Origin of the sequence: Shewanella sp. MBTL60-112-B2 (assembly GCF_019655055.1) — a bacterium.
Taxonomy (GTDB): Bacteria; Pseudomonadota; Gammaproteobacteria; order Enterobacterales; family Shewanellaceae; genus Shewanella.
In genome coordinates this window covers 1-20,395 of sequence record NZ_BPFA01000031.1, presented here as the reverse complement: position 1 = coordinate 20,395, position 20,395 = coordinate 1, and the positions used below count along the sequence as shown (strand labels likewise).

The following is a 20,395-nucleotide window of genomic DNA, read 5'->3' as shown; positions in this document are numbered from 1 at the left end:
AGGGCTGTACCCATGAACCATTCTGGCTTTCAAGCCAAACGCTTAGTCCAATTAGCGCTTCCAGTGCTTATTGCCCAAGTTACCCAAACTATGATGGGCTTTATCGATACCGTTATGGCTGGCCGTGTTAGCGCCGTCGATATGGCCGCAGTTGCAATTAGTGCCAGTCTTTGGCTACCAGCATTATTGTTTGTTCAAGGCTTATTAATGGCCTTTACTCCAGTATTTGCTCACCATCATGGTGCCGATAATCAAAAAGCGATTCAACCATTAGCTTTTCAAGCCGGTTATATTGCCATAGTTGGTAGCCTTGTTGTGGTGCTTATCCTCTCATTTGCAGAGAATATTTTCACCATGATGGATTTAGAGCCTGAAATGGCAAGACTTGGTGTTGGCTACCTAAATGGCTTTATGTGGGGTGTACCTGCATTCGTGCTTTATCAAGTATTAAGAGGCTGTAGCGAAGGGATCTCTTATACCTTACCGACTATGGTAATTGGCTTTGTCGGCCTAGCAGTCAATATCCCCGCTAACTATATCTTCATTTATGGTCATTTTGGTATGCCTGCAATGGGCGGTGCAGGCTGTGGTATCGCTACAGCGCTTGTGTTCTGGGCAATGTTTATCGCCATGGTTATTTACATGCAATGGCATAAAAAGTTTAAAGAGTTGGCTCCGTTCAAATCTTTTCACTTACCAGACGCAAAAGTCATGTTTGACATGACAAAACATGGCTTCCCTATCGCTATGGCGCTGTTTTTTGAAGTGAGTTTATTTGCAATCATCGCGCTACTTTTAGCCCCTTTGGGCGCCACAGTGGTAGCAGGACATCAAATTGCACTCAACTTTTCATCAATCGTATTTATGTTGCCGCTATCTTTAGGTATCGCAGTTTCAATTCGTGTTGGTTATTACTTAGGTCAAGATAAGCCTGAAATCGCAGCGCTAGTAACCAAGCTGGCACTAATAATCTCATTCTCGTTAGCCGCCTGCACAGCTGTGATTACTATCTTATTTAGAAACGAAATTGCGCTACTTTATAATGATAATCCAGAGGTTATTACTCTCGCTGGCAGTCTCATGTTCTTCGCCGCTATCTATCAGTTATCTGATTCAGTACAAGTGGTTACAGCAGGTGCACTACGTGGTTATAAAGATACCCGCAGCGCATTTTATATCACGCTAGTTGCATACTGGGGCGTTGGTATGACCTTAGGTTACACTTTGGCGCGTACAGATATAATTGTTCCGCACATGGGCGCTCAAGGCTTCTGGATTGGACTCATCGCCGGTTTAACAGCCGCAGCAATTATGTTTGCAGCCCGCTTACGCTACATTCAAAAGCAAGGTGTTATCAATACCGCGATTTGATAATTAGCCACTTCACGCTAAAACCCCACAAGGCTAACTCAAAAGAGTTAGCCTTTTTGTTTTCAGCCTTAAATCACCGATGTGAACACGATGGCAAATTTGGACGTCGTATAAAAAGCAAGCTATTGAACTAGAAATGAAAAATCACCCCAGCTTACACCTTACGTCAAACCGCTCATAAAAAGACTGTGGAAAATAACAGTCTTTTCCGTTTTCGATTTTGGGTGTGATCTTTACCTCGTTTCACCCCGAATTTTACCGCTATATTCCTGCCCACTTAAGGGCGTTATACGACTTAATCGGGAACGTGGTGAGACCCCACGGCTGTACCTGCAACTGTAAACAGAGCGAAGCATTATTACCACTGGCTAGCCCGGGAAGGAATGTTTCTAGACGCTGTGAGCCAGGAGACCGACCCATAAGCACTATTGACTCAAGCGGGTTTCTTGAGCAAATAGACGATGCAGGTCGCTGTTTCTACATATAAACACACCTATATTTTCTATTCGTCGATATATAAAGTCATTCGTTCACGGCTTAATACGACGCATTTTCCCGCAAATTTCTAACTCAAAAAATAATTAAAGGTTAATCATGAGTTTTAAACTGCGACTTTCCGTACTTACTATTGCGATATGCCAAAGCTTCACTGCCGCAGCAGCCATACCTGCCACACCCGTTATGGAAACCATTACGGTTACGGGTGATCGCTTTGACACCGAACAAGAACAACAACTTGCGGTAGTCAATACCATCGAACGGGAAGAAATTGACCGACTAAGTCCTAAATCTGTGGCAGATCTACTAGAAACACTACCGGGCGTAAGTGTCACTCGAAACGGCGGTGCGGGTCAGTCAGCCTCTATCAGTATGCGCGGAACCAATTCCAGTCATGTGTTAGTTCTAGTCGATGGTGTCAGGGTTGGCTCGGCAACCCTTGGCGCTGTTAGCTTCAATGCATTGTCACCTGAAAATATAGAACGTATCGAAGTCGTAAAAGGCCCAAGAGCGGCAATATGGGGTAGCGATGCAATTGGCGGCGTGATTCAAATTTTTACCCGTAAACTTGAAGGCGGCGAATGGTTTGCATCGGCCGAATACGGCAGCGATCAGTATATGCGCGCCACGGCAGGAGCAGGCATTAGCCATGGTGATGGCCACACCAGTATTAGCCTTAACCACGAGCAAAGCGATGGTTATAACGTTAAAAATGACGCTGAAGATGATGATGACGGTTATGACCGCCTAGGCTTGAGCATTAACGGTGAGCAAACGTTAAACGAGCTTTGGTCGTTAAACTGGAACGGCCAGTTAGAAACAGGCCATTATGAATATGATAACAGCCGCGCCAATGAAGCTGATTATGATAATTACCTGTGGAGTGTGGGCGCAAAGTTCGAAAACGATAAGCTAACCAGTAAATTAGCACTCGCCCAGTCTCAAGATAAAAATGAAAACTTTCGCTCTGATGTAGATGACTATCCAGTCACGCTTTATAAAACCACACGCGATCAAGTCAACTGGAGCAACAAATACCAAGCTTCATCAAACTTAACGCTTATTGGCGGTATTGACTGGTCTAAAGAATCCATTATTGGTGATTACGCGGTTGATGAGCGTGATATCGCCGGAATTTACGCCCTTGCACGCTATCAATATGGCAAGTTATTACTTGAAGGTATTGTGCGCTATGACGATGTAGAAAACATCGCCAGTGAAACCTCTTACAGCGGCAGTGCAGCCTACCAATTTAATGACCAATGGCGTCTTGCTGTCAGCACAGGTACAGGGTTTCAAGCGCCTAGCTTCAACGACCTATATTGGCCAGGAACTGGTAATCCAGATTTAGTCTCTGAAACATCAGAAAACTATGATATTACCCTGCACTACTCAGGCGATAATCTCCGTGGTTATATCAGCCTTTACCACAACACTATTGATAACCTTATTCAATGGGCTCCCACCCCTGAGTTAGATGATGATGGCTATGAAATTTGGAAACCAGCCAATATTCAGAGCGCTGAAATCACCGGTGTCGAAGTATCACTCAACTACACCACATGGGGGATCGAACATCAATTCGGTTATAGCTATGTTGATGCCGTAGATAAAGCAGATGATCAACAGCTTGATGGCCGCAGTGAGCATGAACTCGACTATGCAATGGGTTACAGCTGGGACGCATTCGATGTTTTACTTAACTACCACTATCAAGGTGAACGTAAAGCCTCGAATGACTTTCTCGATCCTTACCACCAAGTTGATTTAAGTATCGGCTACAAAATTGCTGATGCTTGGCAAGTCAGACTCAAGACTAATAACCTGCTGGATGAAGAGATCGTTTCTGACAGAAATTATTTCAGCCCAGGTCGTCAGTTGTTCTTAAGCGTTAGCTACCAAGCGTTTTAATTTAGAAAGAAAGCGCCGACTCTGTCGGCGCTTGATTGGATTGTTTAATGCCAATATCAATGCAAACAAGTGCCCATATGCAAGTTAACCAACTAAGTTGGGCAACACAGTCTAAGCAGGTACTCGACAATTTGAGCTTCACCATTGAAAGAGGCAAATTTGTTGGGATCTTGGGTCCTAATGGTGTCGGAAAATCGACATTATTACGCTGTATGTACAAATACCTCGCGCCAGACAGCGGAGATGTTCTGCTGAACAATCAAAACATCAAAAACATTGCCCATCGAGACTTTGCAGCTAAGGTTGCTGTCGTTTTGCAGCACACACCTGTCGGCTTTTCTATGACAGCAAGACAACTGCTTGCTACCGGGCTCATCAACCAACAAAAATGGTGGCAGAGCATAAATAAAGCAAAAGAAAACCAGCAGATTGATGAAGTATTAGCCCTCGTTGGCCTTAAGCATAAATCAGAGCAGATTTTTGAATCACTTTCTGGCGGTGAGCGCCAACGTTTACTGATAGCCAGAGCCCTATTGCAAAAACCAGAAATATTACTACTGGATGAACCCACAAATCATCTTGACGTCGGCTATCAGGTCGAAATTCTATCACTTATAAAAAGCTTAAATATCACAGTTGTAGCAACAATCCATGATCTTAACCTAGCGAGTGCATTTTGCGACAAGCTACTGTTATTAAGAGAAGGAAAATTGATTAAGTCTGGCACCCCAGCGCAAGTACTAACCCCTGCCAGTATCGAAAACATTTATGGCATAAAAACCGAAGTAGACAGACATCCTCAGGGCTGCCACCCAAGAGTCACCTACCATTTTGATGGAGGACGAAATGCGGCTGTTTAATCCAAAATTATTATTACTGGTATTAATTCCCTTAGCACTGCTCTCTCCTTTAATCGCTATTGCTTTGGGCACAGCTGACATCAGCCTTAAAGAAGTAATAGGCGCGATTTCTCGTACCTTAAGTGCACAATTTGATCCACAAGTAAGTACTTCGCTCGCTGATCGCATCATTATCGAGCTCAGAATGCCACGGGCTATTTTAGCGATGATCTGTGGCGCAGGCCTCGCAGTATCGGGTTCAGTCTTGCAAAGTGTTACCAAAAACCCCCTCGCCGACCCTTACCTGTTCGGGATCTCTGCTGGCGCATCACTAGGCGCAATTCTTGCCCTAACAGGCGGCATGACTCTGCTCCCTTTGCCTATTAGCGCGTTTTTAGGTTCATTAATCGCCGTTGCAGTGGTGATCGTAATGGCTAAAGATGGTCAGGTAGAAACACTCGTATTATCGGGTGTCGCCATCTCTTTTTTACTGTCATCAATAGCCAATCTCATTCTCTATTTTGCCGATCCGCAAGCAATGCAAGCCGTACTGTTTTGGTCTATGGGCAGTTTTAGCCGCGCGAGTTGGAGTTCACTGATGGCGCCAGGACTCATCGTATTGTGTGCAACCTTTATTATTTATCAATTTCAGCGCCCATTACAGGCACTCATGGTGGGTGATGAAAGCGCACATACCCAGGGGGTTGCCGTAATGCCCCTGCGCTTAGGCATGCTGCTACTGACCGCTCTTATGACTTCATCATTAGTCGCAACTTGCGGTGGCATTGGCTTTGTAGGGCTTATGGTGCCACATATCGTTCGCATGCTAATAGGCTCAGCTTCCTCAAGCTCACTTATTGCTACGGCTTTGCTCGGCGGTATTTTAATGGTGTGGGTTGACCTATTTGCTCGATTACTGCTGCCATCACAGGAACTGCCTGTTGGTGTGATGACAGCCATGTTAGGCAGTGTATTTTTCATTGGGTTGTTGGTTAAACGTAAGCAAGGGTTTAGATAGATGAAGCAATTAATTATTGGCGGCGCTCGCAGCGGTAAGAGTCGTTTAGCACAAGAATATGCTGTAACTTGGAAGGCCCATACCCAAGGTGAAGTCATCGTTATCGCTACCGCAGAAGTAAGCGAAGGCGCAATGGCTAAACGTATTGCCCATCACAAAAGTCATCGCCCTAAAGACTGGCGACTCATCGAAACCTGTTTAGATCTACCTCAAGCACTAATTGAACAAAGTCACGCCAACAACCTTATCCTTGTTGATTGCTTAACTCTGTGGTTATCCAATTGCTTACTGAGTGAGGTTAGCTGGCAACAGTACAAACAAGCTCTGCTCACTGCGATGACACAATTGCCTGGAGAAGTCATTTTTATCAGTAACGAAGTGGGTCAAGGTATTGTGCCTCTTGGAGAACTATCAAGAGAGTTTGTCGACGAATCCGGCTGGTTACATCAAGCATTAGCCAAGCATGTTGATGAAGTGACCATGGTTGTTGCGGGTTTACCTTTAGTAATGAAGTCCGCGACTAAAACGACTCACGCTAACGCTGTTTCAGCCGCTCCCCTGCAACTGGAGGACTAAGATGAAAGCTACTTATCTTAGCCAGCGCTATGCACTTGGTGTCAGTCTTGCACTCGGTACCAGCCTTGCACTTAGTGTCAGCCTTCCTGTTAGCGCAGAAAAAATGCCTCGCCTGATTGTGTTATCGCCTCATGCGGTTGAAATGATATTTGAAATTGGCGCCGGCGATACCATTATTGGCACCGTAGAGTATGCTGACTACCCTGCTCAAGCGAACGACATTCGCCGCATTGGTCGCCATGACTTTATCGACTATGAAGCGCTAATGCTGCTTCAGCCCGATGCGATTATTGTCAGCAGCACTACCACTGCCAGCATGCAGTCACGGCTAAAAGAATTAGGCTTTAATCTTGTCGATGCAAGTGTTACCGAGCTTAAACAGATCCCTCAGCGTCTTATCGAGCTAGGACAATTAACTGGCCACGATATAGAAGCAAGCCAAAGCGCAAAAAAGTTTAACCAGACACTTGAACAGCTCAAAACGACCTATCAAGGCAAAACACCTGTAAACCTTTTCTATCAAGTATGGCCAATGCCGCTCACGACAACGGCCAGCCCATGGATGAATGAAATCTTCGCGGGGTGTGGAGCCAATAATGTGTTTGCAAATAGTGTCAGCGAATATCCTCAAGTGAGTCTTGAGCAAGTGCTGTATTCGATCCCTGAAGTGATCATTAAACCTGTTTATCACGGTAATGCCGATCAAGAGTCCGTCAATTGGGCAAAGTGGCCAGAGATCCCTGCGGTGGCCAACAATCACATCATTACCATTGAAGGCGACCTAGTGCATAGAACTGGGCCTCGGGTTTTACAAGGCATGGAGCTGGTATGTGAAATCATCGACAAAGTCCGCCGCGCTAAGCAGAGCCCTGCAGAGCCTCTCATTAGTAGCCAAGTGACTAGTCCAAGCAATAATAAGCACGCACCAACCGAGGGCTCATTATTATGATCAGCCTATACCTAGGTGGCGCTAGAAGCGGCAAATCAGGCCTTGCCGAACAAGAAGTTATCAATGCCGCGTTGCCTACCACCTATATCGCCACAGCTAATGCAAGTATTTCTATGGCTGAACGTATCGCACTGCATCAAGCACAGCGCCCAAGTGAATGGGCAACCAAAGAAGTGCCACTAACGCTAGCATCTAGCCTGCTGCAATTAGACTGCAAGCAAAGCATCATCATCGTTGATTGCCTCACTCTGTGGCTAACTAATCAAATGATGGCTACACAAGAGTCGTTAGCGCGCAATTTAGCGCCAGTCGATGTGATGCAACAAATAGATCTGCTTTGCCAGACGCTAGTTTTACTTGAAAGCCACATCGTATTAGTCAGTACTGAAGTCGGTCAAAGCTTGATCCCCGATGATGAAATGAGTCAGGAATTTGTCCATTACAGCGGGATGATGCATCAGAAAATTGCTCAAATAGCCAATAGAGTTTGCTTTTGCCAAGCAGGTATTGCGCTCACTCTAAAAGATGATAGTGCTAATCGCAGTGTTCAGCTAAGCGCACCACTTTCTCAAAAGTCAGGTAGTTAACATGAGTTACACTCAATTTACCCTACTCCGACACGGCTTGCCTGAAAAAGCAGAGTGCTTACTTGGCCGTACTAATCCGCCATTAACTGCGCAAGGTTGGCAGCAAATGCAGCAAAGCTTAGGCGCCACTGCGTTTGATTTGATTGTTTCCTCGCCGCTTATTCGTTGCCAAAGCTTTGCACAGCATTTAGCTGATAACAGCCAGTGTCAGCTTATTATCGATGATGCGTGGCAAGAGCTTGATTTTGGACTATGGGATGGCAAAAGCATCGCCGAACTTTGGCAAGGTTCACAGCAAACTCATTCGTCTGGCCCCAAAAAGCCATTAGAGCAACAAATCCAACAGCCACAAACTTACTCAGATTTCTGGCATGCACCATTCGAGCATACCCCGCCAGAAGGTGAGTCTAGCCTAGCTTTGTTGCAACGGATTTCTGTGAGTATCGAAAGCTTAAGCCGTCAACACCAAGGTAAGCATTTATTAATCATCACTCATTCAGGAGTGATGCGTATGGTGTTAGCCAAGTTACTCAATAGCACTTTGCAAGGTAATCCACACCTTAGTCGTATTTCGCTAGAGCATGCTGCATTACTGCACTTTAACACCTATCTAGATGCAGACGACCACTTATGGCCGCAGCTTCAAGGCTTTCACAATCCTTCATTTTCTAACGCTTCTGTATCTAACCCTACAGTTCTTGGTGCTATCTAATGGACAATATGATGAAAACAATCTGTTTTAACATACTAAACGGTGCAGCCACACAATTGCCGAGTCTTCATCAATTATCTGATGCGGGTGTAGGGCAAAATTTAATGCACCTGACTCCAACAAGAGACACTGAGCTCATTGTCTGCGGTCAAAGCCAAACACCACTGCCAGGCATACAGTCAAGCGGGAATGGATTGTTACCAAATCGCGGTGTTAGCCCTGCAGTGTTGACCCGTGGCTTACTAAGAATGTTTCATCAGGCTGGTTACCAAATTGAATTTAATAGTTTTAATTTCAATGTGCCCAAACCTCAGGTAACTGAAGCTCTAGCGCCTGAACAGGAGTGGCTCACCGTTAACCAACATTTTGGCGGAATTAACAGTAATGGCGAGCAGTTAGTTAGCGAGCATCTTTTACCGATTTTAACCTCGCAAGCCGAGCGCGGTTGTATCAGCATTTTGGCCGAATGCGGCGTTGGCGGCACCACCTTCTCGACATTCTGGTTGCGACTGCTAACCGGGCTAAGACTGTCTCCTGCAGGCAGTACAGTAGACAAAGACAAACTGGCCAGTAAATCACAAATTTTGGCTGACATTGAGCAGCAATACCTAGCACAAAATCAGCAGTTTGAACTCGACACCATACTGGCTAACAGTCTGTTTCATGATGATATTCAAAAAGCGATATGTGCGCTTGTTCGTCAGTGGCCCAGTTCACTGCCGTTACCTCATTTTGCGGGAGGCATGATGTTTGTCGCGCCATTGCTGGCATCAAGACAGGCAAAGCACCTTAACCAAGCAGTTAAGATCTCTACCACCCGTTGGGTACTTCAAGGGGATGGTTTTCATGTATTACAGCATTTTAAAAATGAAGATGAGATCCAGGCTAACGCCACCAGTTTCAATGCCTCAACATTTGAATGTCTCAACGTTTATGAACAAGGGATCGTTGTCGAAGGTTGTGGCTTAGGCGGCTGTTTAGTCATTGCTGAAGCTCTTGGCTGGAATGAGCAGCAGATCATCGCGTCACTGGAGCAAGCAGTTCAGTGTCATCTGAACCATTTTAATTACAAAAATAATTTAATAGAGGAAAGCCTTTTGTTAGAGGCAAACCTGTTAGCAGAGAGAAATATAGCATGAGCGGATATAAATTAATGGTGCAAGGCACCACCAGCGACGCAGGTAAAAGTGTCATGGTTGCAGGGTTGTGCCGCGTACTCGCCCGAAAAGGAATTAAAGTTGCACCATTTAAACCGCAAAATATGGCACTCAATAGCGCAGTCACCCCTGATGGCGGCGAAATAGGCCGCGCACAAGCGGTGCAAGCTCAAGCCTGTAACTTGCCGTTAAGTGTGCATATGAATCCGGTACTACTTAAGCCAAACACTGACACTGGTGCACAAATCATTATCCGTGGTAAAGCTATCGAAGATATGGACGCCGTCAGTTACCACAGCTTTAAACCTCAATTACTTGAAATGGTGTTAGAAAGCTTTGACATTTTAGGTGAAGGTACCCAAGCAAGATTAGTTGAAGGCGCGGGTAGCCCGGCAGAAGTGAACCTTCGTGAGCACGACATTGCCAACATGGGTTTTGCCTTAGCGGCCAACACACCAGTCGTTATCGTAGCCGATATAGACAGAGGTGGCGTATTTGCTCATCTCTACGGTACCTACGATCTACTTTCAGACGATGAGAAAAAACTGGTAAAAGGTTTTATCATCAATCGCTTTAGAGGCGATGTGACACTGCTTGAAAGTGGCCTAACTTGGTTAACCGAAAAAACCGGCGTGCCAGTACTTGGCGTCGTACCGTATCTTCACGGTCTTTATCTAGAAGCCGAAGATGCTATCAATCAGCAGCAACTCGATGATGATACTCAGTTTAAAATCGTGGTACCCGGTTTACCTAGAATCAGTAATCACACAGATTTTGACGCGCTCAGACTGCACCCAGGTGTCGATCTTTGTTTTGTTAAACCCGGTGACCCACTACCTGCTGCAGACTTAATCATACTACCTGGATCTAAAAATGTCCGTGGTGATTTAACCGCCTTCAGAAATCGAGGCTGGGATAAGCAAATTGCCCGTCATTTGCGGTTTGGCGGCAAAGTGATTGGCATTTGTGGTGGATACCAGATGCTGGGCTTGAGTATTGACGATCCACACGGAGTCGAAGGTGAAAAAGGTGAGTTTGAAGGGCTAGGCTACTTAAATATCTCAACCTCCCTCGAGCAGCAAAAGACATTACAACAAGTAAGTGGTGTCCTCACTCTTAACGGAAACACCTGCCCAGTGACAGGTTATGAGATCCATGCAGGTGTAACTAAGGTGAACGAACGTCAACCTATCATGCTGCAAGCAGATCAGCAGAGCTATGCCGACGGTGCACTGTGTCCACAAGATCAAATATTGGGTAGCTATCTTCATGGGATCTTTGATGAACCTGCAGCCTGCAACGCACTGCTTAACTGGGCTGGTTACCAACAAAACCGAGCCCAAGACATGAGCAGCCTTAGAGAAGAAAACCTCAATAGACTGGCTGATAGCCTTGAGGAGTCACTGGATCTAGATTCACTTTTTGATGGCATTGAGGGTTGGCATGTATGAGTGAGCAAACAGCCTATTGCCCTGCACTTTTCATCACAGCGCCAAGTAGTGACAGCGGTAAAACCACGTTAGTTTCTGCTATGGCAAGATACTGGAGTAACCAAGGTAAGAAAGTCAGGGTATTCAAAACAGGACCTGACTTTATCGATCCGATTTTTCATGAATTTGCCAGTGGCCAACCCTCTCACCAGCTCGATCTGGGAATGATGGGAGAAGCTATTTGTAAGCAGCACTTATATCAAGCCGCCTTAGAAGCCGACCTTATCCTTGTTGAAGGGGTTATGGGCATGTTCGATGGTGACAACAACAGCGCGAGTTTAGCTGCTAAGTTTGGGATCCCAATGCTTGCTGTGATCCCTGCCAATAAGATGGCGCAAACCTTTGGCGCAATAGCCTATGGACTTGCCCATTATCGTAATGATGTGAATCTATTTGGTGTTATCGCCAACTATGTAGGCAGCCCAGGCCATGCTTTGATGTTAAAAGATAGCTTACCTGATGGCATAGCATTTTGTGGGGCTATGCCAAGGGATCCTAATTTATCGTTACCAGAAAGACATCTAGGATTGGTACAGGCCCAAGAAATTGAATCCATCGATGCGTGGCTTCAATACTCAGCAAAAGTATTGGGCGAACACTGTGAACTCCCCTTACCTGACCCGGTATGCTTTAACGCGCCGGAGGCTGATAACACAGAATTTCTGCTTACAAAGCCTAACCCTTCACTTCCAGCGTTTGAAGCTAAACCAACATCTAAGTCTGCACTCAAGCTAACTTCAATGCCTACAGATAAGCCGCTTGCAGGGCAAATAATTGCCGTGGCCAAAGATGCTGCCTTTTCGTTTATCTATCACGATAACATCACTTTACTGGAACATTTAGGCGCTGAGATCCGTTACTTCTCACCGATTAAGGATGCGGCAATGCCTGCTGCAGATAGTCTCTATCTTCCCGGTGGCTACCCTGAATTGCACTTAGAGGCACTAAGCAACAACCGTTCTATGTGTCAGTCTATTTTATCTCATATTAACAATAACAAGCCTACATTAGCAGAATGTGGTGGCATGCTCTACTTACTTAAGCAGTTAACAACAAAGTCTAACGTTGTGGCAAATCTGGTTGGCGCACTTCCAGGTCAAGCCACTATGCAGGTAAAACTTCAAGGTTTAGGTATGCTCAGCGGCAAGATTGATGGCCAAACAATTACAGGACATTGTTTCCACTACTCAAATTCAAACATTGAACTTGAACCAATAGCCATTGCCTCGCAAGCTGGTAAAACTAAAATGCAGGAGAAGATCTTTCTCCATCGCAATACGTTAGCCTCATATGTGCACTGGTACTTACCTAGTGCGCCAAACTTAGTATGTCAGCTGTTTATGGGGCAGTTACTGTTTGACCAACGCTCACTAGATGCATCAATTCAAGAACACCACCCCTTAGCGGCAGCCACACTATGAAGCGTCACATAGGTGCTATTCTTGCTGCTGCAAGTTTTCTAACTCGGCTGCCCATGCCAACATGGGTAGCCAAAGATAGTGATGCCATTGCCAAATCTAGCCGTTGGTTTGCCTTTATTGGTTTATGGATTGGTGTGATTGCAGCGGGTTTGCTTTACTCATTTACTGCGTTAATGGGACAAGAGTTAGCTGTAGTATTAACTCTGCTGTTAATCATATTACTAACAGGCGCATTTCACGAAGATGGTCTGGCGGATCTGTGTGATGGCTTTGGAGGCGGCTGGGAAAGGAGTCGCAAGCTTGCCATTATGAAAGACAGTCAAATTGGCACTTACGGCGTATTAGCTCTGGTGAGCTCTTTTGCCATTAAAGTTATCGCACTGAGTCAATTACCGCTAGTTATTGCCTGCCTCGCCTTAATTACGTGTCACGCAGCAAGCCGTTCTATCGCAGGTTTTGTGGCGGTTTACCTCCCTTATGCAAGGACTGATGACAATAATAAAACGCCACAAAAAGACGCCAAACTTCCCATCACGAATCGGTTAATCCTTTGTGCTAGTGGTGCGCTACCAATGACGTTACTCCCTTTAGGCTGCAGCCTGACACTCATCGCGGTTTGGCTAGGAGTTTTTATCGCCATGATTAAGTTAATGCAGCGTCATATTCAAGGCTACACCGGCGATACATTGGGCGCAACACAGCAGATCATAGAGATCACAGGCTTAATCACTTTAGTGATTTATAACTTTCAAAACCCACTTTCAAGCTAATGCTTTTAAAGCAAATGTTTCTAAAAAGGCAATCTAATGAGTTATCACCCTAAAAAACAGCAACAACATAAACAAAACGTCGAAAAGGCGATGGAAAATGCTCAAGAAGAGCGCGGCCAAATATTGGTGATCACAGGAAATGGTAAAGGCAAAACCACCGCAGGTTTTGGCACCATTACACGCGCTCTAGGCCACCAGCAAAAAGTGGCAGTAGTTCAATTTGTTAAAGGTGTCGGAGAATGCGGTGAGCGTAACCTGCTTGAATCGCTTAATGTGCCCTTCCATACCATGGCAACCGGATTTAGTTGGAATAGCGAAGATAAGGCTAAAGACAAGTTCGCGGCTGAACAAGCTTGGCAACAGGCTAAGCTTTGGCTACAAGATCCATCGCTCGATATGGTGTTATTAGATGAACTTACCTACATGATCACTTGGGATTTTCTCGATCTTAACGACATCCTCGATACGCTAAAACAAAGACCAAAAGAGATGTCGGTGATCATCACTGGACGCGCCGCCCACCGTGAGCTTAAAGAACTTGCCGATACCGTGAGTGAAGTTCGCCCAGAAAAACATGCTTTTCATCAAGGTCTAATGGCGCGTAAAGGACTGGATTGGTAGCGACTTATAGTTAGTGACTATGAATTTAATAGCTGTGAATTTAGTGGCTGTGAATCAAGAAAGCTGACTTTAACACTCGAGCCAGTTTGCAATCTCAAGGAAAAGCAATGCAGCAGTTAGCCAATATCACCGTAACCCCAAAACCAGGCCACCTGTTCGAAACATGGAACAGCGCGCAGCAATGGCTGGGTCATATGCAGCTTTCGGGTTTTGAGATCTATCCCCACGGGGTGATCAAGGCTAATGATATTCCTGCTGAATTAGTCGGCGGCTTTCACCTGCAATCTTTTCCCATTTTAACTCCCTTGCTTTACAACGATAGCAAACGACTACTGCAGATTTTTGGTAACTGGCAAACAGTTAAGCAGTTCTACGGCGGCACAGACGCTAACCATATCGTGAATGTAATGGTGAGCCAGCTCAATCTAGCCGCCGAGCTTAACGCCCCCTATGTGGTATTCCACCCAATGGACTGTAATATGGAACACGTCTTTTGCCAGCAGTTCCCTTGGACACTTACCGATACCCTCAATGCCTGCAGTGAATTGCTCAATCTCGCCCTAAATAAAAGTCATTTTAAAGGCTGGCTCTTGTTTGAAAATATGTGGTGGCAACAGAGTTTTAGGCTTGATAATCGATGCGAATACGATCAACTCAGAAACATGGTGAACCATAACAACTGTGGAATTTGCTTTGATACTGGGCACATGATGGCGACTAACCAAGAACTTAGAAATGAACCACAAGCGTTGTCATTTTTAATGAGCCGCCTACATCAGCTCGATTTAAACCAAGAGATTAAAACCCTGCATCTAAATAGCAATTTAAACACTAAGCCAAGCGACCGTGCGCATCATAGCGCATGCAATCCACCTACTAGCTCTCCCTCTCTAACACAATCTCACTATGAAAACTGTCATGGTTTCTGGGAGCAGTTTGATGTCGCCCTGCAACACATCAGCCACTTAGACCCTCATAATGGCTTTCACAGTGTCGAGCTTGTAAATCTAATTGAGACGGTGGATCCAAGTTATCTTGTCCATGAAGTGTCACAAAACAGTCTATTCGAATGGAGTCGAGCCATAGCAATGCAGCGGGCTTGTATCGCAACAAGAAAGTCTGAGTATGTGTCTGATGTAGATTATGACCTTACCGCTCTGGGCTAGACAAATTAATGACAATCTTTGCACCGCGTCATTGGGTACCTGCTGGAGCAGATCAACTCACAACACTGATGTTGAACCTCAGTTAATGCTCTGTCCCTAAATAAACCCACATCGGTTCAGTTTTACCTGCACGCTCGAAACCTAGCGCTTTATAAAACTCTACAGCCTCTGCATCAGCGGTAAGCATTTGTTGGTGAAAACCACTGTAGACAGATTGCATTGCTTCCATCATTTTACGGCCTATGCCTTGGCCATGATTCGAGGGATGAACAAGCATATGAGGGTAGTACACCACTAGATGACCGTCAGAGATTGCATTACCGACACCAACTAACTCACCATCCAACCTCGCAGTCACGAGCGTATGAGAGTTTCGTAAAGCAAGCAATAACGGCTCAGGTTTATCTGCCGAAGACCACTGGTTGGCTCGGTATAATGCTACAATTTCGGCTTCTTCAATCTCGCCGTTTAGTTCAACTTCAAAATCCATATCTACTTCGCTCCTGATTGTGCATAACAGCCATTAAAGGGTGATAGTTGTAGGCTAAAATATACTATGACGTAATAGTCTCTGCTCTAGGGGCTTACAGCTTATTTGAGGCGGATGGTCATCAATAGATCGATAATGGCTGCACCTTCAAATTCAACAGACACAAACCCACCAGAAAACTCGAAACCATGTTTAGAATAAAAGTTAATTGCCACTTTGTTGCTGTCGAGTACATAGAGACTAATCGCTTTCATTCCTTGAGCTTGGGCACTAAGTTTTAAATGATTTAAAAGCTTGCTACCAAACCTTTGACCATAAGCGCTCGGGCAAAGGTAAAGCTTACACAGTTCTATCGTTGCTAGGTTTTCAGGATTGACACGATAAGACATAAATCCAATCACTATACCGCCACGTTCTGCGACCACCACAATCTCTGATCTCGAATGAATTACACTCTGCCATTCATTTACACGAGAAGAAAGCGTATAGCCATTGATATACTTGTCAGGCATAAGACCAGAAAATGTAGATTTCCACGAGTTAACATGGATTTGAGCAAGCTGCTGAACATCATCTTGTACTGCGTCTCTTAGAATAATTTCCACTGTAATTCCTGAAGACTAACGCGTGAATATTGGGAACAAGTTGATAACTTAAATACTTAGGCGCCAACATGCTATTTAGTAGGTAAAATATTCAACCTAGATAGCTCATAAGCATAATATTAGTGAGCTAAGACCTAGGGCTGCATTCCCGTTTATTAATCATCTGTATTTATTTGATACCAAACGCTGACAACAACAGTCGAAGGGATCCATGAGCCACCACTTTGAGATTGTTTTATTGATATAACGTCAATGGATGGATTTGACGCTAACCAATGATTTATATCGGTCTCTAAACCACAATCAAGTTTTTCGAGAGGTTTCATCCAAAAGCTGAATTTTGGCTTTAGTATTCTAGTAAATAGCTTAACTTGCATGACAGAAGTAAACTCCATTTTGACTTAGCAATAGCGCTAATATTGCCTATTCGATTAGCTTGTTACCCTGAAACTCGAGTATGGTTCTGCACTTATCTGATTTTTATAAAAAATAACAATGTGATTGCTTGATGTAAAGTGAGTTATCCTCAGCCATTTTTTGTTATCAGTTTAACCGTTGCGACAAGCTAACCAAGCCGATTATCGTCTTTATAACAGGTTTCATCTATCATATTTGTTAGTACTAATAATAGATAATTTCACTGATAAACAATACCTTAAGATAAAAATCATTCATCTACATAAAACTAGTGAGTCAAGCTGAGTATTTATCACAGCTTGATTGATCTTAATAGCTAATTAGCGAGCGTTTATCCAGTACATTTGCTAGAATCCATTGCTATTTTTGGCGGCGGTATTTTCTACCGCACTCAGTTTAAAGAGAAGCGTTTCAAACCCTTCAGATTTAAGCCGTGTTTTCAGGTTTTACATTTTAAAGGCAAGCTATGACCGTTCTTCTAATGACCCCTCCCATGACCCAGCTAAATACGCCTTACCCGGCTACAGCGTATTTAACCGGTTTTTTACGCTCTCGTGGTTATGAGGCGGTGCAGCGAGATCCTGCGATTGAGCTATTTCTAGAGATGATGACAGCGCCAGCGCTTGAGGTTATTCGCCAACATGTTGAAGAGAACTATGAGCACTTTGAAGACGATGAATTGCCTGATGTTATCTTTAACTTTCTCGCTGAATTTGACCGTTACCTTTTAGCTGTAGAACCTGCTATTCGTTTTTTACAAGGCAAAGATCCAAGCCTGGCGCTACGCATTAACTCACGCCGATTTTTACCCGAAGGCCCAGCGTTTGACACCATTGCACAGATGGAAGCCGTTTCAGGCGATGTGTTGCAAGCGGCTTTTGGTAACCTTGGCGTACAAGATAAAGCCAAATATCTAGCCACGCTGTTTATTAACGACCTGTCTAACGTGATCACCCAAGGAGTTGATCCTTATTTTGAAGTGAGCCGTTATGGCGAGAAACTCGCGGCTGCGAATCCAAGCTTTGACAACCTCTACGACACCTTGATGGATGAGCCAAGCTTCAGCTCAGAGATCTTGGAGCAATTGGTCGAACAATATCTGGAAGAGACTCAACCGAGTGTGGTCGCTTTGACCGTGCCCTTCCCTGGTAACATGCTTGGCGCTCTGCGTATTGCACAAACCTGTAAAGCAATTAACCCTGAACTCCCTATTGTGATGGGCGGTGGCTTTATCAATACCGAGCTGCGTGCGCTGAAAGATCCTCGAGTGTTTGAGTTTGTCGACTTCATCTGTCTCGATGATGGCGAGCGCCCTCTAATCACTTTATTAGAATATCTGCAAGGACAACGTGAGGTCGATGACTTAGTACGGACCTATTTCCTCGCAGAAGATGAAAACGGCGAGCAGTTCGTACATTTCAATGAAAACACCGAGCTGCACGATATTCCACAAGCCGATGTTGGCGCTCCGATATACGATGGGTTGCCATTGGGTGAATACCTATCTTTATGTGAAATGCTCAACCCTATGCACCGTATATGGAGTGATGGCCGCTGGAATAAGCTGACCATCGCCCATGGCTGTTACTGGCGTAAATGTAGCTTCTGCGATGTGAGTCTAGATTATATCGACCGTTTTGACGCTGCCGGCGCCGATGTTTTAGTCGATAGAATTGAGCAGTTAATCGAAGAAACAGGCGAGACTGGTTTTCACTTCGTCGATGAAGCCTTACCACCAAAGTTATTGTTTGCACTAGCAAAACGCTTAATTGAACGTAAAGTTGTGATCAGCTGGTGGGGCAATATTCGCTTTGAGAGAACCTTTAGTCGAGCCCGCTGCCAGTTGCTAGCAGATTCTGGCTGCATCGCGGTCAGCGGTGGTCTTGAAGTTGCCTCTGATCGCCTGCTTAAACTGATGAAAAAAGGCGTGAGTGTTGAGCGTGTCGCCCAAGTCACCAAAGCTTTTAGCGATGCGGGTATATTGGTTCACGCCTATTTGATGTATGGCTTCCCAACACAAACCGAGCAAGAAACAGTGGACTCACTTGAAATGGTGCGTCAGATGATGCAACAAGGTTGCTTTCAATCTGCCTACTGGCACCGTTTTGTTGCCACGATCCACAGTCCAATTGGTATCAATCCTGAGCAATTTGGCATCACCCTAGCCGAGCGTCCTGAGATCTTGTTCGCTGAAAATGATGTCGACTTTACCGATCCAACTGGCACGGATCATGAAATGCTGGGCGAAGGCTTACGTAAAGCCATTTACAACTACATGCACGGTATTGGCTTCGACCAACCGATGAGCTTCTGGTTTAACCAAAAAGTTACCCGTACTCAGATGAAGAAAGATCTGATCTCAAAAGCGATTAACAATCTAATCGAAACAGATTAACCACTGAATATCTTAAACGGCTAGTTGCGAATGCGTTTTAGCCTATAGCCGCTCTAATCTACAGCAAGGCCACTTTTATTTAGCAAAGTGGCCTTTTGTTTAAAGTGGCTTTTTGTTTAAAATACTTGCGCAAGATTATTCTTTTGCGGTTGCAGCCCTTTTGTTGATAACACCTAAAGATAGAGATATCACCGATAACAATAAAAAGCTAAAACTACCTAACAGATCTTTTTCGATTAGATTATAAATTAAGCCTAAAAACATAATCACCGATCCGCTAAAATAATAGCGAGATTTTGACAAATCATTTGTTTTCATGTTGACTCCGCTATGAATATATCCATTTGAGTGATTGGTTATAGATAGTCTTTAAACCAATTAACCAGCTCTTTTTCAGCTGTTTCTTTATTCTTATTCAAGAAATGATCATCTTCAGGGTAGATCACCAGTTTGTGAGGGATCTGGTTCGTTGATAACGCATCGGCGAGATCCATTGAGTGCTTAACAGACACTCGCTTATCATTATCACCGTGTATAAGTAAGATAGGTATTGAGGGTGATAATTCATTGACCCAGTTTAATACCGACCGTTTGTTAAGTTCAGTGACTTTATTCTGCTCATAGTTTGGAATTCGGTGTAAATACACATTTTCCATTTCAGGTCGGTAAGTAAGACCTTTAAGTAGATCAGATTGACCTGAAATAGTTGCTATCGCTTTTATATTAGTAGCTTTTTTTACCGCTAAGTGTGTCTGCATACCTCCACGGCTCGCCCCGTACATCCCAATGCGTTGCTCATCAGCTCCTTCAATACTAGGAATAAAATCCATTAATGCGATGACATCATTGATATCACTGCCGCCAAATTCATCCTGAACGATAGAGTCACTATTAAAAGTCCCTCGATATTGGCTTCCAATAATCACGAATCCCTCATTAGCGATAGGAAATAAATTATTCATCATGGCGCCGAAAACAACACCACCAAAGTTACCGTTGCCGCCACGGTTATAAATCAGCACAGGCAACTTACCGCTAGATACTATTGGCTTGATGATATAGCCCTTTACGACATTACCATCTACAAGATATTCAAATGTAGAGCAGGATAAATTAGCCTTATAAAGATCAAACTTTTCCTTACCAAAACGCGAATCAAAACGAGATAAAGTTTGTTTAAGCTTTTCCTCAGAGCTTATTTTCCTTTTAAATTTCTTTTCCATGACGCTACGCCAAGAGTCATAGTCAGTAAACGGCCATGAAAAGCAGTTTTTTTGTTCTGTAACGCGTTCATCATTGATCAAATTGGATGCTTGAGAACTAAATGAGAAAATAATTAGAAGGATGGCTAGCAGATGTTTGGTCACGTGAACTCCATGTCGGTGATTAACTATTCTTATGC

At 44.4% G+C, this 20,395-nt stretch carries 19 protein-coding genes and 1 riboswitch; of the genes, 15 read left to right on the top strand and 4 right to left on the bottom strand.

What is annotated here, in order from left to right; all coding sequences use genetic code 11:
- The first annotated feature begins 12 nt into the window (after positions 1-12).
- From K5Q73_RS17080 to K5Q73_RS17015, 14 genes are all read left to right on the top strand, one after another.
- Positions 13-1,371, top strand: coding sequence for an MATE family efflux transporter (locus tag K5Q73_RS17080; protein WP_220763861.1), 1,359 nt, complete (start codon positions 13-15; stop codon positions 1,369-1,371).
- Between the two features lie 264 nt (positions 1,372-1,635).
- Positions 1,636-1,806, top strand: a riboswitch (cobalamin riboswitch).
- Positions 1,807-1,965: 159 nt separating this feature from the next.
- Positions 1,966-3,780, top strand: coding sequence for a TonB-dependent receptor domain-containing protein (locus tag K5Q73_RS17075; protein ID WP_220763859.1), 1,815 nt, complete (start codon positions 1,966-1,968; stop codon positions 3,778-3,780).
- A gap of 47 nt (positions 3,781-3,827) precedes the next feature.
- Complete coding sequence (locus K5Q73_RS17070; RefSeq protein ID WP_220763856.1) at positions 3,828-4,640, top strand: ABC transporter ATP-binding protein; 813 nt, start codon at positions 3,828-3,830, stop codon at positions 4,638-4,640.
- Positions 4,627-5,637 (top strand): iron ABC transporter permease, encoded by a 1,011-nt coding sequence (locus K5Q73_RS17065; protein WP_220763855.1) that lies wholly within the window; start codon positions 4,627-4,629, stop codon positions 5,635-5,637. The genes K5Q73_RS17070 and K5Q73_RS17065 overlap by 14 nt, the downstream gene beginning before the upstream one ends.
- Positions 5,638-6,213 (top strand): bifunctional adenosylcobinamide kinase/adenosylcobinamide-phosphate guanylyltransferase, encoded by a 576-nt coding sequence (gene cobU, locus K5Q73_RS17060; protein WP_220763853.1) that lies wholly within the window; start codon positions 5,638-5,640, stop codon positions 6,211-6,213.
- Position 6,214: 1 nt separating this feature from the next.
- On the top strand, positions 6,215-7,162 hold the full coding sequence (locus K5Q73_RS17055; RefSeq protein WP_220763851.1) for a cobalamin-binding protein: 948 nt from the start codon (positions 6,215-6,217) through the stop codon (positions 7,160-7,162).
- Entirely contained in the window at positions 7,159-7,749 is a 591-nt protein-coding gene (locus K5Q73_RS17050; protein WP_220763849.1) for a bifunctional adenosylcobinamide kinase/adenosylcobinamide-phosphate guanylyltransferase, read from the top strand. Before K5Q73_RS17055 ends, K5Q73_RS17050 begins: the two co-directional genes overlap by 4 nt.
- A gap of 1 nt (position 7,750) precedes the next feature.
- Positions 7,751-8,461: a histidine phosphatase family protein gene (locus K5Q73_RS17045; RefSeq protein ID WP_220763840.1), complete on the top strand. Its 711-nt coding sequence runs from the start codon at positions 7,751-7,753 to the stop codon at positions 8,459-8,461.
- A gap of 11 nt (positions 8,462-8,472) precedes the next feature.
- The gene (locus K5Q73_RS17040) at positions 8,473-9,600 is read left to right on the top strand and encodes a hypothetical protein (RefSeq protein WP_220764056.1); all 1,128 of its coding nucleotides are present in this window, start codon (positions 8,473-8,475) and stop codon (positions 9,598-9,600) included.
- Complete coding sequence (locus tag K5Q73_RS17035) at positions 9,597-11,069, top strand: cobyric acid synthase (protein WP_220763838.1); 1,473 nt, start codon at positions 9,597-9,599, stop codon at positions 11,067-11,069. Before K5Q73_RS17040 ends, K5Q73_RS17035 begins: the two co-directional genes overlap by 4 nt.
- Positions 11,066-12,529: a cobyrinate a,c-diamide synthase gene (locus tag K5Q73_RS17030; protein ID WP_220763836.1), complete on the top strand. Its 1,464-nt coding sequence runs from the start codon at positions 11,066-11,068 to the stop codon at positions 12,527-12,529. The genes K5Q73_RS17035 and K5Q73_RS17030 overlap by 4 nt, the downstream gene beginning before the upstream one ends.
- Positions 12,526-13,299 (top strand): adenosylcobinamide-GDP ribazoletransferase, encoded by a 774-nt coding sequence (cobS, locus tag K5Q73_RS17025; protein ID WP_220763834.1) that lies wholly within the window; start codon positions 12,526-12,528, stop codon positions 13,297-13,299. Before K5Q73_RS17030 ends, cobS begins: the two co-directional genes overlap by 4 nt.
- Before the next feature lie 36 nt (positions 13,300-13,335).
- Positions 13,336-13,920, top strand: coding sequence for a cob(I)yrinic acid a,c-diamide adenosyltransferase (gene cobO, locus K5Q73_RS17020; RefSeq protein WP_220763832.1), 585 nt, complete (start codon positions 13,336-13,338; stop codon positions 13,918-13,920).
- Positions 13,921-14,027: 107 nt separating this feature from the next.
- Positions 14,028-15,086 carry a TIM barrel protein gene (locus K5Q73_RS17015; protein WP_220763830.1) on the top strand — a complete coding sequence of 353 codons (1,059 nt, stop codon included), beginning with the start codon at positions 14,028-14,030 and terminating at the stop codon, positions 15,084-15,086.
- 82 nt (positions 15,087-15,168) lie between these two features.
- Here K5Q73_RS17015 and K5Q73_RS17010 read toward each other — a convergent pair whose 3' ends face one another.
- The gene (locus tag K5Q73_RS17010) at positions 15,169-15,576 is read right to left on the bottom strand and encodes a GNAT family N-acetyltransferase (protein ID WP_220763828.1); all 408 of its coding nucleotides are present in this window, start codon (positions 15,574-15,576) and stop codon (positions 15,169-15,171) included.
- A gap of 101 nt (positions 15,577-15,677) precedes the next feature.
- Positions 15,678-16,181, bottom strand: coding sequence for a GNAT family N-acetyltransferase (locus tag K5Q73_RS17005; RefSeq protein WP_220763826.1), 504 nt, complete (start codon positions 16,179-16,181; stop codon positions 15,678-15,680).
- A gap of 883 nt (positions 16,182-17,064) precedes the next feature.
- Here K5Q73_RS17005 and K5Q73_RS17000 point away from each other — a divergent pair.
- On the top strand, positions 17,065-18,993 hold the full coding sequence (locus K5Q73_RS17000) for a radical SAM protein (protein ID WP_220763824.1): 1,929 nt from the start codon (positions 17,065-17,067) through the stop codon (positions 18,991-18,993).
- A 135-nt stretch (positions 18,994-19,128) separates the two neighbouring features.
- Here the strand turns inward: K5Q73_RS17000 and K5Q73_RS16995 are convergent, their stop codons facing one another.
- Together K5Q73_RS16995 and K5Q73_RS16990 are read right to left on the bottom strand one after the other, a co-directional pair.
- Positions 19,129-19,311: a hypothetical protein gene (locus K5Q73_RS16995; RefSeq protein ID WP_220763822.1), complete on the bottom strand. Its 183-nt coding sequence runs from the start codon at positions 19,309-19,311 to the stop codon at positions 19,129-19,131.
- A gap of 38 nt (positions 19,312-19,349) precedes the next feature.
- The coding region (locus K5Q73_RS16990) for a prolyl oligopeptidase family serine peptidase (protein WP_308443292.1) at positions 19,350-20,395 on the bottom strand (1,046 nt) is incomplete at its 5' end.